The organism is Haloglomus litoreum (genome assembly GCF_029338515.1).
Lineage (GTDB): Archaea > Halobacteriota > Halobacteria > Halobacteriales > Haloarculaceae > Haloglomus > Haloglomus litoreum.
In genome coordinates this window covers 4602019-4615444 of the sequence record NZ_CP119988.1, presented here as the reverse complement: position 1 = coordinate 4615444, position 13426 = coordinate 4602019, and the positions used below count along the sequence as shown (strand labels likewise).

The 13426-nt window shown below is 71.2% G+C and carries 14 protein-coding genes; 10 read left to right on the top strand and 4 right to left on the bottom strand.

Annotated features, from left to right (window positions below; all coding sequences use genetic code 11):
- Nucleotides 1-99: 99 nt before the first annotated feature.
- Nucleotides 100-1614, top strand: coding sequence for a CRTAC1 family protein (locus P2T62_RS22970; RefSeq protein WP_276259357.1), 1515 nt, complete (start codon nucleotides 100-102; stop codon nucleotides 1612-1614).
- A gap of 31 nt (nucleotides 1615-1645) precedes the next feature.
- Here P2T62_RS22970 and P2T62_RS22965 read toward each other — a convergent pair whose 3' ends face one another.
- Complete coding sequence (locus P2T62_RS22965; protein WP_276259356.1) at nucleotides 1646-2287, bottom strand: helix-turn-helix domain-containing protein; 642 nt, start codon at nucleotides 2285-2287, stop codon at nucleotides 1646-1648.
- 240 nt (nucleotides 2288-2527) lie between these two features.
- Nucleotides 2528-2971 carry a GNAT family N-acetyltransferase gene (locus P2T62_RS22960; protein WP_276259355.1) on the bottom strand — a complete coding sequence of 148 codons (444 nt, stop codon included), beginning with the start codon at nucleotides 2969-2971 and terminating at the stop codon, nucleotides 2528-2530.
- A 152-nt stretch (nucleotides 2972-3123) separates the two neighbouring features.
- On the opposite strand from P2T62_RS22960, the gene P2T62_RS22955 reads away from it, so the two are divergent.
- Together P2T62_RS22955 and P2T62_RS22950 are read left to right on the top strand one after the other, a co-directional pair.
- Nucleotides 3124-4041: an ABC transporter substrate-binding protein gene (locus P2T62_RS22955; RefSeq protein ID WP_276259354.1), complete on the top strand. Its 918-nt coding sequence runs from the start codon at nucleotides 3124-3126 to the stop codon at nucleotides 4039-4041.
- On the top strand, nucleotides 4042-4458 hold the full coding sequence (locus P2T62_RS22950; protein ID WP_276259353.1) for a desampylase: 417 nt from the start codon (nucleotides 4042-4044) through the stop codon (nucleotides 4456-4458).
- Nucleotides 4459-4665: 207 nt separating this feature from the next.
- Here the strand turns inward: P2T62_RS22950 and ubaA are convergent, their stop codons facing one another.
- Nucleotides 4666-5502 (bottom strand): SAMP-activating enzyme E1, encoded by an 837-nt coding sequence (ubaA, locus tag P2T62_RS22945; protein ID WP_276259352.1) that lies wholly within the window; start codon nucleotides 5500-5502, stop codon nucleotides 4666-4668.
- A gap of 273 nt (nucleotides 5503-5775) precedes the next feature.
- Between ubaA and P2T62_RS22940 the strand changes: the two genes are divergently transcribed.
- From P2T62_RS22940 to P2T62_RS22925, 4 genes are all read left to right on the top strand, one after another.
- Nucleotides 5776-6537: a bacteriorhodopsin gene (locus P2T62_RS22940; protein ID WP_276259351.1), complete on the top strand. Its 762-nt coding sequence runs from the start codon at nucleotides 5776-5778 to the stop codon at nucleotides 6535-6537.
- Between the two features lie 111 nt (nucleotides 6538-6648).
- On the top strand, nucleotides 6649-7482 hold the full coding sequence (locus P2T62_RS22935; RefSeq protein WP_276259350.1) for a lycopene cyclase domain-containing protein: 834 nt from the start codon (nucleotides 6649-6651) through the stop codon (nucleotides 7480-7482).
- Nucleotides 7473-8531, top strand: coding sequence for a Brp/Blh family beta-carotene 15,15'-dioxygenase (locus tag P2T62_RS22930; RefSeq protein WP_276259349.1), 1059 nt, complete (start codon nucleotides 7473-7475; stop codon nucleotides 8529-8531). Before P2T62_RS22935 ends, P2T62_RS22930 begins: the two co-directional genes overlap by 10 nt.
- A gap of 181 nt (nucleotides 8532-8712) precedes the next feature.
- A complete protein-coding gene (locus P2T62_RS22925; protein WP_276259348.1) occupies nucleotides 8713-9867 on the top strand; it encodes a DUF7537 family lipoprotein in 1155 nt (384 codons plus the stop codon).
- Between the two features lie 60 nt (nucleotides 9868-9927).
- Here P2T62_RS22925 and msrB read toward each other — a convergent pair whose 3' ends face one another.
- Nucleotides 9928-10332 carry a peptide-methionine (R)-S-oxide reductase MsrB gene (gene msrB / locus P2T62_RS22920; protein ID WP_276259347.1) on the bottom strand — a complete coding sequence of 135 codons (405 nt, stop codon included), beginning with the start codon at nucleotides 10330-10332 and terminating at the stop codon, nucleotides 9928-9930.
- Between the two features lie 195 nt (nucleotides 10333-10527).
- On the opposite strand from msrB, the gene P2T62_RS22915 reads away from it, so the two are divergent.
- Genes P2T62_RS22915 through P2T62_RS22905 form a run of 3 tightly spaced genes read left to right on the top strand, consistent with a single transcriptional unit; the run spans nucleotide 10528 to nucleotide 13422 of the window.
- Nucleotides 10528-12192, top strand: a complete 1665-nt coding sequence (locus P2T62_RS22915; protein ID WP_276259346.1) for a CTP synthase — start codon at nucleotides 10528-10530, stop codon at nucleotides 12190-12192.
- Complete coding sequence (gene guaA, locus P2T62_RS22910; protein WP_276259345.1) at nucleotides 12192-13109, top strand: glutamine-hydrolyzing GMP synthase; 918 nt, start codon at nucleotides 12192-12194, stop codon at nucleotides 13107-13109. The genes P2T62_RS22915 and guaA overlap by 1 nt, the downstream gene beginning before the upstream one ends.
- Complete coding sequence (locus P2T62_RS22905; protein WP_276259344.1) at nucleotides 13102-13422, top strand: DUF7126 family protein; 321 nt, start codon at nucleotides 13102-13104, stop codon at nucleotides 13420-13422. The genes guaA and P2T62_RS22905 overlap by 8 nt, the downstream gene beginning before the upstream one ends.
- Nucleotides 13423-13426 lie beyond the last annotated feature (4 nt).

Sequence of the window (13426 nt, the reverse complement as noted above, 5' to 3'; positions counted from 1 at the left end):
TTGCGGTATGACTCTTGTGGGGGTGTCTCAGGGGGCCCCTGTGCCCGCCATCCCTGCCACACCCGCCATGGCTAAGCCCGGCCCGGCCCACGCGGGAGTGTGCTCGCCGACCGCTCCGACCTGCTGCCCGACCGGGAGCCCATGCGCGCGACCGGCGTCGCCGTCTCCGAGTTCGACGGCGCGCCGCTCGTCCTCGTCGCGGGCTACGGCGAGGCCAACCGGCTGTTCCGGGGCGCCACGGGTGACGCGGCCGGGGACGGCACCGCCGGGCTCGCCGACGTGGCCGCCGAGCTCCGCGACGCCACCGCGACCGGCGGGGACCCGTACGGCGAGGCCGAGCCGGTCGCGGACCCCGCAGGCCACGCGGTCGGGGTCGCCGCGGCCGACGCCGACGCCGACGGCGAGGAGGAGTGGTACGTCCACAACGCCGGCCCGTTCGCCCGCGAGGTCCTCGAACCGGGCGCGGATGGCGGCCTCGGCTCGCCCGAACCCGACCAGCTGCTCGACCCGCACGGCGACGACGGGCTGGCGGGCTGGCTCGACCTGCTGGCCGACGGCCGCAATCGCCGGGGTCGGAACCTCCGGGTCGGGCGCTCGGTCGCGGCGCTGGACCGGACCGGTGACGGCACCTACGCCTTCCTCGTCACCGGCGACGCCTCGCCCGCCCGGCTCCAGACCGTCGCGGCCGGCAGCGTCACGGACCGGGCCCCCGAGGTCGGCATCGACTTCCTCGGGGGTGGCCGGTCCGTGGTGGCGGGCCCAGCGCGCGCCGTGGACACTGCCGGGAGCGCGGGCTGCCGGATGGACCTCGTCCTCGGGATGGAGCGCGGGCCGAACCTCCTGTTGCGCAACGACGGCGGTGGGTTCACCGATTTCGCGCCCGAGCTGGGCGTCTCGGACACGCACGGCGACGCCCGTGGGGCCGCGCTGGTCGACCTCGGGAACGCGCTCGGCCTGGCGCTGGGCAACGACCGCGGACGGAACCGGCTGTGGGACCTCCGGCGTGGGTCGCCGGCCGGCGATGTCACGCCAGAGCCGTTCGCCGAGCCCGGTCCCGTGCGGACCGTCCTCGCGGCTGACCTCGACAACGACGGCGCCCAGGAGCTGTTCGTGACCTGCCACGGTGCGCCCAACCGGCTGTTCCGCCGGGTCGGCCCGGACCACCGCGACGCTGCCGAGTGGGAACGGGTCGACCCCGGTGCGGCGGCCGAACCGGACATCCCGACCACGGGCGCGGTCGCCGCTGACCTCGACGGGGACGGCGCGCTCGAACTGTTCGTCGCGCACGGCGGCCCCGAGGGGGAACCGCTGTCGGTGTACGGCCACCCGGACGCCGCAGACGGCTGGCTCCGGGTCCGACCCCTGACCCGGCACGGCGCGCCCGCTCGCGGCGCGCTCGTCACGCTGGACCTCGACGGCGGCCCCCATCGCGAGCAGCGCCGCGTCGTCGACGCCGGCTCGGGCTACCTCTGCCAGGGGGAGCCGGTCGCGCACTTCGGGCTCGGGGACGCCACTCCACGGCGCGTCCGGGTCCACTGGCCCGACGGCGAGACCGCCACGGCCGTCGAGTCACCGGAGTCGGACCGGGTGCTGGACGTGCCGTTCCCTGGATAGCCAGGGCCGTGGAGGCCGTTCGGGCGGGCCCTCAGCCCAGCGTCGCGCCCACGAGCTGTCGGTGCCCGCGCCGGAGCCGGCCGGCGAGCGCCTGCCGGGAGATGCCGAGGTCCTCGGCGATGTCGGCCAGTGTCGCCCTCCGATCGCTGTCGAAGTAGCCCGCCTCGTAGGCGGCGACGAGCGCCTCGCGCTGTGGCTCCGTCAGGCCGAACCGTGGGTTGTGCCCCTCCTCGTCGGGCCGGTAGAGGCTCTCGATCTGGAGCTCGATGCCCTTCCCGTGGCAGGTGTCGACGTACTCCCGTAGCGCCTCGCGGGTCGGCACGCGGGCCCGGATGCGGGTCCGCTCGTGGGTCGAGCGCATCTCCAGGTAGACGATGTCGTTGGCGGCGGCGTCGAGGTAGGTCATCCGCTCCTTCATCGCGCCGGTGAAGCTCACCCGGTAGAGCCGGCGGTCCGACAGCGCCGTCAGGCAGGTGAACGAGGCCACCGTCGGGTCGTGGGTCAGGACCTCGTCGAGCCGGTCGAGCGACCCGCCCTCGGCCCAGAACAGGTACTTCGCGGGCCCGTCCGCGACCAGCTGCAGGTCCTCCATCCGGAACGTCGTCCCCGGCAGTGCCCCCGCGGTCTCCTCCATGAGGGGGGAGCACAGCGAGATCTCCGCGATGAGGCTCATACCTGCTGGTGGCGGCGCAGGACGATAAGCGCCGGGCCCGACCCGTCGGCCACGACCACGGCCGGGCCCGTCGACGGATACCGGCGGGAAGGCGGACGCGTTCCGTGCTGGGCACGGCTGGCGCGTCCGGGCCGAAGTGGAACGGGTAGCTAACGATGGTCCCCGCGCAGTACCCGTCCCGACTTACGACTTCCACGCTGCTCACGTATCTGGTTGACTATGCAAGGTTTGAAGCATCCGTCAGCACTCGCGTTCGATCACGTAGCCCCACCGCTCCATCCCGGCGTCCTCGTAGAACCGGAGCGCGGCCTCGTTGTCGCGGTGGTTGGCGAGCGCGACGTACTCGCAGTCGCGCTCCGTCGCCCAGCGCTCGACGAACGCCAGCAACTCGGCGCCGAACCCCTCCGAGCGCCGGGGCTCGTCGACCACGAGGTCGTGGACCCAGGCGTGGCGCCGGTGGTGGAGGACGCGCTGGACGGAGACCCCGACGACGCCGACGAGTGTCGCCGGGTCGGGACCCTGGACGTACAGCCCGAACAGGTGGTAGCCGTCCTCCTCGCGCCAGGAGCGGACGAACGAGGGGTCGGCGTCACTCCAGAGCTGCCGGAGCAACGGGACGGCGGCGTCCCACTCGGCGTCGGTGGTCAGCTCCTGGACGGTCGTGGCCGGGTCGTCGTGGCCCATGCGGGTGCCGTGTTGCTGGTCGAGGATCAGTGCTGCGGGCCCCTGCGGCGCATTGACACGCTCGACACCCCACCTTGCGGGGTGCGCCCGGTGGTCCGACGCCCTCCGGTGGCCTGCCACACGCTTTAGCCGGTCGCGCGCCAACGCCGGGTATGCGCGTCGTCTCGCTCCTGCCGTCCGCGACGGAGATCGTCTACGCCCTCGGCGTCGAGCCGGTGGGCGTCTCCCACGAGTGCGACCACCCGCCCGAGGCGGCCGACTTGCCCAGCGTCGTCGAGACGCACGTCGATCCCGACGCGTCGAGTGCCGAGATCGACGAGCAGGTCGCGCAGGCCGAGCGGGCCGGCGGCGTCTACGAACTCGACCTGGAGACCCTGGAGCGGCTGGACCCGGACGTCGTGGTCTCGCAGGGTATCTGCGACGTCTGTGCGGTCGACCGCGTGCTCGTGCGCGAGGCCGTCGACGAGCTCGGACTCGACTGCGAGGTCGTCACGACGGACCCGCACTCCCTGGACGACGTTCTCGACGACATCGAGCGCATCGGCGCCGCGCTCGGCCGCGAGCCCCAGGCCGCCGACCTCGTGGTCGACCTGCGCGAGCGCGCAGAGCGCGTGCGCGCACGGACGACCGATATCCCCGGGCCGGAGCGCCCCCGCGTGGCCGTGCTGGACTGGCTCGACCCCGTGATGGTCGCGGGCCACTGGATGCCCGAACTGGTCGAGTGGGCCGGCGGCGAGTACGGCATGGCCGAGCACGGGGCCGAGTCGCGCCCCCGCGAGTGGACCGCCGTCCGCGAGTACGACCCGGAGGTGCTGGTGGCGGCCCCCTGTGGCTTCGAACTCGACCAGACGTTCGACAACCTCGACGACCTCACGGGGCGCGAGGGGTTCGCCGACCTGACCGCCGTCCGCGGGGAGCGGGCGTACGCGATGGACGGCCACCACCTCGTCAACCGGCCGGGTCCTCGACTGGTCGACACGCTGGAGTACCTCGCGTGGGTGGTGCACCCCGACCGGTTCGAGGAGCCGCCCGCCGATGCCGTCCGGCCGCTGGCCCGGACGGTCGCGTAGATGCTCCGGCTCTCGCCCGCGGTCTACGAGGACATGGTCGCGCACGCACGCGGGGGCGCGCCCGCCGAGGTATGTGGAATCCTCGCGGGCACGCACGGTGACGAGTCGGACGCCCGTGCGTCGGCCCGCGCCACCAACGCGGCCGACGCCCCCCGCAACCGCTACGCGCTCGACCCGGCCGAGCAGCTGGAGCTGATGCGTGACCTGGAGGCGGGCGGTGACGCGGTAGTCGGCTTCTACCACTCCCATCCCCGGGGCCCCCCGGCCCCCAGCGATGTCGACGCCCACGAGGCGACCTGGGAGGGGTACAGCTACGTTATCGTCTCCCTGGGCCGTGACGGGCCCGACGTGCGGTCCTGGCGCTGGACGGGCGAGCGGTTCGAGCGGGAGGCGGTCGAGGTCGGAGCGCTCTCCTGAACTGCTGGGTGGGAGAGAGCGCTTATCGGCGACCCGAGCGTGTGGGCGTTCGACGACCGTCCCGTCACCGCCGTCACCCGGATGATCGATACAGACGCACGCTCACTCCAAGCTGCTGACGGCATTGTCCGCACTGCAACCATCCCGGATCTGGGCGTTATGATGGTATCCTGGAAGCAAATCGATAGTTCCGGCGCTCTGTTCGGTTCAGTCCGCGGCGATCGAACAGGTGTCTCGGTATTCCACTTCGTGGATGGACTCGATACCCCCGGGCTGGCAGACCGGGCAGCCCGGACGGGGCTCCATCGCGATCTCGCGGAAGGTCATGTCCTCGGCGTCGTAGAACAGCATCCGGCCGTCGAGCGTCTCGCCGTGGTCGAGCACGAGCTTGACGGCCTCGGTGGCCATGATGCAGCCGACCGTCCCGGGGAGGACGCCCAGGACGCCCGCGGTCGCACAGTCCGGGACGGTCCCGGGCTCGGGCGCCTCGGGGAACAGGCAGCGGTAGCAGGGGCCGTTGTCGCCGCCCTCCTCCGGGACGGTGGCGTCGACGGTAGTCAGCTGCCCCTCGAACCGGAGGATGGCGCCGTGGACGAACGGCACTCCGGCGAGCGTGCAGGCGTCGTTGACGAGGTAGCGGGTCGCGAAGTTGTCCGAGCCGTCGACGACGAGGTCGTACTCGGCGATGAGGTCCTCGACGTTGTCGGCGGTGACCCGCGTCTCGTGCGGTTCGACCGTGACGTCGGGGTTCTGCCGTTCGACGAACTCCCTGGCCGACTCGACCTTCGGGCGGCCCACGTCGGGGTCACCGTGGACGACCTGGCGCTGGAGGTTCGAGCGCTCGACCACGTCGTCGTCGGCGATGCCGAGTGTCCCGACGCCGGCGGCCGCGAGGTACTGGATGACCGGCGACCCGAGGCCGCCGGCACCGAGACAGAGGACGCGGGCGTCGAGCAGCCGGCCCTGTCCCTCCGGGCCGACCTCGTCCATGATGACGTGCCGGGAGTAGCGGTCGAGCTGCTCCGGCGTGAGGTCGAGTGACATACGCCGCCGTAGGGCGACCGGGCGAATAAGCACGGGGGTCGCGGGGTGGACGCGACGGGGCCGCGCAGTGGTGTCGGACAGCGCACGGAACCGCGCGCCCGAGGGCTCGATGTGCGCGCCCGAGGCGCAGGCACGGCCACGCGACCCCGAAAGGCTTATTACCAGGTACGTGTCTTTCCAGACAAGGCCCCATGAACGGGGCAGTCAGAGTCATCTCCACCCCCGGTTTTGCCCTACTTTTATGGGGTGGCCAGCCGTAGCTGTATCTGCAATATGGCGGGACCGACAAGCGACCTGGAGACGATCGCACTGGGAATCGGCACCCTGGGCATGGCGCTTGGCACCCTCGCGTTCATCGCGATGGGGTCGGGTGAGAAAAACGAACGAAAACAAGAGTTCTTCATCATCACGACGTTCATTACGGGCATCGCCGCCGTGTCGTACTTCTCGATGTTCCAAGGGTTCGGCGTCATCGAGGTGACGCTGGCCGATGGTGGTGAGACGCTCACCATCTACTGGGCCCGATACGCCGACTGGCTGTTCACGACGCCGCTGCTCCTGCTCGACCTCGGCCTGCTCGCCGGGGCCAACCGGAACACCATCGCGACGCTCGTGGGCCTCGACGTCGGGATGATCGTGACCGGTCTCGCCGGTGCGCTGGCGACCGGCGCCGGGAGCCCGCTCAGCCCGGCTGGGACCCGCATCGCGTGGTGGGGTATCAGCTGTGGCTTCTTCGTCGTCCTGCTGTACTACCTGGTCTCGACGCTGAGCAGCGTCGCAGCCCAGCGCTCGGGTGACGTCGCGAGCCTGTTCAGTACGCTCCGCAACCTCGTCATCGTCCTCTGGACGGCCTACCCCATCGTGTGGATCATCGGCACGGAGGGGACGCTGGGTCTCGTCGGCCTCGGCGTCGAGACGGTCCTGTTCATGGTGCTCGACCTGGCCGCGAAGGTCGGCTTCGGCTTCATCCTGCTCCGGAGCCGTGACGTGCTCGACCAGGCGTCCGCAGCCTCCGAGGCGGCCGCTGCCGACTGACGACGGCCGGCACGGACCGTCGGCCGGTTCCGAGGCTGACGACACGCATCGCTCGGCATCTGTCGCCGGATTCATGCGGTCACCGCGGCGTTCTTTCGGACACCACACCCCATGACGACCCTCACGTACCTGCAGTTCCACCTCGTGTTCCTCGGCGGGCCGCTGCTGGCCCTGGCGGTCGCGACCGCCCGTGGGGTGGCACTCCGGGTTCCCGGCACCCCTGCGGTGACGGCGACCCCCCGGGTCCGGGTCGGAGGGCGCTCGGTCGATGCCCGCCCCCTCGGGGTCCTCATCATGGCGGTCCTCGCGTTCGTCTACACCACGCCCTGGGACAGCTACCTCATCCGGCAGGGCGCGTGGAGCTACGGCGAGGGGACCACCGTCGCCCGGCTGTTCGCGGTGCCGCTCGGCGAGTACCTGTTCTTCGTCATCCAGCCGGTGCTGACGGCGCTGTGGCTGTACCTGCTCCCCGCGGGGCCGGCCGGGGGGGCCACGGAGGCCCGCGCTGACGGCGGGGCCGCGTTCGCCACCGGGCGTGCCCGGCGCGTCACCCCCGGCGAGCGCGCGCTCGGTGCCGCCGGTGGCGGACTGGTCGCGTTCGGCGGCTGGCTCGCGCTCGGGCTCGACGGCGGCCTCTACCTCGGCACGCTCCTGCTGTGGGCCGCGCCGGTCCTCGTGGTCCAGTGGGCGTTCGGCTGGCCGTACCTCTGGGCGCGACGCCGGGTGGTCGCGCTCGCGGTGGCCGTCCCGACGCTGTACCTCTGGGTGGCCGACCGTATCGCGCTGGCGCTGGGGGTCTGGGAGCTCTCGCCCGACCTGACGACGGGCGCCGTCGTGCCGCTGCTGGGGCTCCCGGTCGAGGAGGCCGCCTTCTTCCTGCTGACGAACCTGTTCGTCGTGCAGGGGCTCGTGCTCTGGCTCTGGGTGGCCGACCGATGGCTGTGAGGGACCTGGCCGTACCGGGCCGCGTCCGCGAGACGCTGACGGACGGGGCGCTCGCGCCCGGGTGGCTCGCCCACGGCCTGCTGGTCGTCCCCTTCCTCCTCGACGTCGAGGTGCCGCTCGCGCTCCAGTACGCGCCGCTGGCCGTGAGCGTCCTCGTCCTGGGGCTGCCCCACGGCGCGGTCGACCACCTCGCGGTCCCCCGGGTCCGTGACCGGCCGGTCACGCTCCGCGCGCTCGCGGGCGTCGGCGCCCTCTACGGCCTGCTCGGCGGCGCCTACCTCGCGCTGTGGTTCCTCGCGCCCGTCCCGGCGTTCCTGCTGTTCATCGCCATCACCTGGGCCCACTGGGGCCAGGGCGACATCTACGCCCTGCTGGCGCTCGCGGACGTCGAGCACCTCCGCACGCGGCCCCAGCGCGTCGCGACGGCGGCGGTCCGGGGTGGTCTGCCGATGCTCGTCCCGCTGCTCTCCTATCCGGGGCAGTACCGTCGGGTCGCGCGGGCCCTGACCGGCCGGTTCGGCGTCGGCCCGGCGGAGCTGGCGCCCCTGTTCCGAGTCGAGACGCGCTTCGCGCTCGGCGCGGCCTTCGCACTCCTGTCGCTCGGGACGCTCGCCGTGGGGCTGGCCCGCGCCGAGCGCGGCCTCGCCGAACGTGGCTGGCGGCTGGATGCCGGTGAGACGGCCCTGCTCTGGGTCTTCTTCCTCGCCGTCCCGCCCATCCTCGCGGTCGGGGTCTACTTCTGCCTCTGGCACTCGCTCCGGCACATCGCGCGCCTGGTCCTGCTCGACGAGGGGTCGGTGTCGGGGCTGCAGGGCGGGGACCTGGGACCGGCGCTCCGCGGGTTCACGCGCGATGCGGCACCCCTGACCGCCGTCTCGGTCGCCTTCCTCGCGGCGTTCTACTACCTCGTCCCGGTCCGCCCCGCGAACCTGGCGGAGGGTGTGGGACTGTATCTGGTCCTCATCGCCGTCCTGACGCTCCCACATTTCGCCGTGGTCTCGCTGATGGACCGGGTCCAGGGCGTGTGGACTGTCTCGCCGTCCGGGTAGCGCGTGCACATCACCGAGATGATATATGGGGTATCTGGCGAATAACTGGTTGGGATTTGAATTCCTATGCGAAATCTCTCTGTCTGGGTGTTGTTGATCGGGTAAGTGTTCTGAATCGTCATCTCGGTGATTGTCTGCTATGCTGCGGATAGTTTATCGCTATCTACGGCGAACGTAAGGCATGACTGGAGACGAGAACCCGCTGTCCCGGCGGACGCTTCTGGCGAGTGGGGCCGCCCTCGGGGTGTTCCTCGCCGGCTGTTCCGGCACCAGCGACGAACCGACGCCGACCACCACCCCCACGCCGACGCCGGACGGCGGGAACGGGCCGGGTGGTGGGACACCCACCGGAACGCCGACGCCGACGCCGGCGGCGCTGGAGAGCTTCGACTACCCGGCGGGGGCGACCCGGTCCGGGATCGACGCTGCCCGACTCCTCGGGACGCACGAGGCCACGGTGACGGATGCGGGGTCGGTGACGGTCATGGTTGAGGAGGAGACGACGTACGAGAACCGGACCGAGACGCTCGACCGGCTCGACGCGTTCGACTCCGACTCCGTGTATCGACGCGACGTGCGCGATCAGGTCGCCGAGCGTGCGTGGTCGCCGGCCGACGAGTCGGTGACGTACGTCCGGATGGACGTGGGCGACCGGCGGCGGTACCGCATCGACGATTCCGGGCCGGGTCGGTCGAGCATCGCCGGACTGGAGCCGTTCGATGCACTCCTCGCTGGGGCGGCGTGGGGCGAGGCGCGGGCGGTGGTCGAGACGCTCGACGGCGGTACGGGGGTCGTGTACGACGCGACGGGTGTCGCGGACGAGGCTCGCCTCCTGGAACTCCTGTCCGGGCAGGTCGTCACCGACCTCACGGCGTCGGTCACGGTCGGGGCTGCGGGCTACGTCGAGGAGGCGACGTACGACCTGACCGTCCGGCGGGACGGCGCGGTCGTCGCCCGGACCGCCACCGTCACGGTCACGTCGCTCGGGGAGACGACCGTCCCCGAGCCGTCGTGGGCGAACACGGCCCGCCGGGAGGGGACCCGGTTCGATGCCGGCATCACGTCCAGCGAGGACTTCGTGCGGCTGGAACTGGTCAACGGGGCCGACCTGCCCGCACAGACGACCGTCCTGGTGACCGCAGACAGGGCAGGGAGCGCGGCCGTCGGCGAGACCGTCACCGTCGGCGAGACCGTCTACGCCGGCTTCAACGAGGCCGGGAAGCTCCAGGTGGACGTCGGCAGCCGGCCGCTGACCGACGTGAAGCTCCGCGGCCCGGTGTCGGTGGTGGTCGAACTCGGCCGGTTCACCCTGTTCCGGGGCCGGTTCGACCTGTAGGCTGCTTGCCCGTCGGTACCGGCAGCACGCGACACTGCTATCGGTCGCCCCGCCCGCGCCCTACTCCCCGTCGTAGTCGAGCGCGACGCCGTTGATGCAGAAGCGCTTCCCCGTCGGCTCGGGGCCGTCGTCGAAGACGTGGCCGAGGTGGCCGCCGCAGTTGGCGCAGACGACCTCGGTCCGGACCATCCCGTGGCTGCGGTCCTCGCGGAGTTCGACGGCGCCCTCGTTGGCGTCGTAGAAGGAGGGCCAGCCCGTGCCGGAGCCGAACTTCGTGTCGCCGTCGAACAGCTCGGCGCCACAGCCCGCACAGTCGAAGCTCCCGTCGCCCTTCACGTCGATGAGGTCGCTGGAGAACTTCGGCTCGGTCCCCTGCTCGCGGAGAACGCGGTACTCCTCCTCGGTGAGGACCTCGCGCCACTCTGCCTCGGTCTGGGGCAACTCGCGCGTGTCTGACTCGCTCATACCTCCAGTAGGGCTCGCGGCCCCTTCCCCGTTTCCCCCGTGGGTGGGTCGTGCGTACGACCGGGCGCCGCGGGCTCGACCGGTCGGGTCGACGAACGCCCAGTTCGGCCCCCGCACGGGGTGGTGTTCCGGGACGGAGTGGCACACCGTCGGCCCCTCCGTAACGCTCTTGAGCGACCCTCGCGGACCGTCGGTATGCCGACAGGGCCCGCGGAGTACGACCCCACACTGGGGAACAAGTTCGTCTTCGTCACCGGCGGCGTCATGTCCGGGCTCGGCAAGGGAATCACGGCCGCCTCGACCGGCCGCTTGCTCGCCAACGCCGGGTTCGACGTCACCGCCGTCAAGATCGACCCGTACCTCAACGTCGACGCCGGGACGATGAACCCCTACCAGCACGGCGAGGTGTACGTGCTGAAGGACGGGGGCGAGGTCGACCTGGACCTCGGGAACTACGAGCGCTTCCTGGACATCGACATGACGTTCGACCACAACGTCACGACCGGGAAGCTGTACAAGAACGTCATCGAGAAGGAGCGCGCGGGCGACTACCTCGGGAAGACCGTCCAGATCATCCCGCACATCACCGACGACATCAAGCGGCGCATCCGTGAAGCGGCGGAGGGCCACGACGTCTGCATCGTCGAGGTCGGCGGCACCGTCGGTGACATCGAGGGGATGCCGTACCTGGAGGCGCTGCGCCAGTTCGCCCACGAGGAAGAGGAGGAGGACATCCTGTTCACCCACGTCACGCTCGTCCCGTACTCGAAGAACGGCGAGCAGAAGACGAAGCCGACCCAGCACTCCGTGAAGGAACTCCGGAGCATCGGCCTCCAGCCCGACATCCTGGTCGGGCGGTGTGAGGACAAGCTCGACGACGAGACCCGGGAGAAGATCGCCCTGTTCTGCGACGTGCCGACGGACGCCGTCTTCTCGAACCCCGACGTGGATGACATCTACCACGTCCCGCTGATGGTCGAGGACGAGGGGCTCGACCAGTACGTGATGGAGCGCCTCGACATCGCCGAGGACGCCCTCGAGCCGGCCGAGCGCAAGAACGGCTGGCGCGACCTCGTCACGCGCGAGACGACGGGGACCGTCGAGATCGCGCTCGCCGGGAAGTACGACCTCGAGGACGCCTACCTCTCGGTCCACGAGGCCTGCAAGCACGCCGGGCTGAAGCACGGTGTCGACGTCGAGGTGCTGTGGGTCGACACCGAGGACATGGACGCAGAGCATCGCGAGCGCCTCGAACGCGCCGACGGGCTCATCGTTCCGGGCGGGTTCGGCGCCCGCGGGACCGACGGGAAGATCGACGCCATCCGCTACGCCCGCGAGCACGACGTGCCCTTCCTCGGGCTCTGTCTGGGCTTCCAGATGGCTGTCATCGACCACGCGCGCAACGTCTGCGACCTCGCGGACGCCAACTCCACCGAGTTCGACGAGGACACGCCCCACCCCGTCATCGATATCCTGCCCGAGCAGTACGAGGTCGAGGACATGGGCGGGACGATGCGGCTGGGCGCCCACGAGACGGACATCGAGCCCGGCACCCTCGCCGCCGACCTGTACGACGGCGCCGACTCCTGCACGGAGCGCCACCGGCACCGCTACGAGGTCAACCCCGAGTACATCGAGGAGCTGGAGGCGAGCGGTCTCGTCTTCTCCGGGAAGGCGGCCAACCGGATGGAGATCCTCGAGCTGCCGCGCGGGGAGCATCCGTACTTCGTCGGGACGCAGTTCCACCCCGAGTTCCGGTCGCGGCCGGGCCGGGCGTCGCCGCCGTTCGTGGGGCTGCTGGACGCCGCGCTCGACCGGCAGGCCGCCGACGAGCGCGACCCCGAGGAGGTGAGCGCCTGATGGTCGACGTCGAGCAGTTCATCGAGGATGCCGTCGCGGAGATCGACGAGCAGGTCGGGGACGACCACGCCATCATCGCGCTGTCGGGCGGCGTGGACTCCTCGACCGCCGCCGCACTGGCCTACGAGGCCGTCGGCTCGCAGCTCACGCCCGTCTACGTCGACACGGGCCTGATGCGCAAGGGCGAGACCGAGGAGATCCGGGAGACGTTCGACTACATGGAGTCACTCCGCATCGTCGAGGCCCAGGACCGCTTCCTCGGCGCGCTCGAAGGCGTGACGGCCCCCGAGGAGAAGCGCCACGTCATCGGCGAGCAGTTCATCCGCGAGTTCGAGACCGTCGCGACGGAGGAGGACGCCGAGGTGCTCGTGCAGGGGACCATCTACCCGGACCGCATCGAGTCCGAGGGGACCATCAAGTCCCACCACAACGTCGGCGGCCTGCCGGACGTGGTGGACTTCGACCGCATCGTCGAGCCGATGCGCGACCTCTACAAGGACGAGGTCCGCGAGGTGGCGCGCGAACTCGGGCTCGATTCGATAATCTCCGAGCGGATGCCGTTCCCCGGTCCCGGCCTCGCCGTCCGCATCGTCGGCGAGGTGACCGAGGAGAAGGTCCACGTCGCCCGCGAGGCGACCCACGTCGTCGAGGCCGAACTCGAGGAGTACGACCCCTGGCAGGCGTTCGCGGCCGTTCTCGGCCGTGCGACGGGCGTCAAGGGCGACAACCGCGTCCACGGCCACGTGGTCGCGGTGCGCTCCGTGGAGTCGCGCGACGGGATGACCGCCCGCGCGCAGGAGATCGACTGGGAGACGCTCCAGCGCATCCAGAGTCGTATCACCGGCCAGCTCGACAACGTCTCGCGCGTCGTCTACGACGTGACGCACAAACCGCCCGCGACCATCGAGTATGAGTGAGGCCGTCATCGCCGGGACGGACCCGGACGGGCTCGGGGACGCGCTCGCGGCCGAGGGCGTGACGGTCACGCGCGCGGCCGGGACGGCCACGCGCGACGACCTCCGCGACGCGGGTATCGAGGACGCCGACCTGTTCGTCCTCACCGACGCGGGGCTGGCGACGGCCATCCCGCTGGCGCGCGAGCTGAACCCGGACGTTCGCATCGTCGCGTACACCGCCGACTCGCTCCCGGAGTTCGTCGGCGGCCAGGAGGTCGTCGCGATGGACCCCGCGCTGCTGGGGCCCGAGGCCGTCGCCGAGGAGCTGGCGTAGCCGA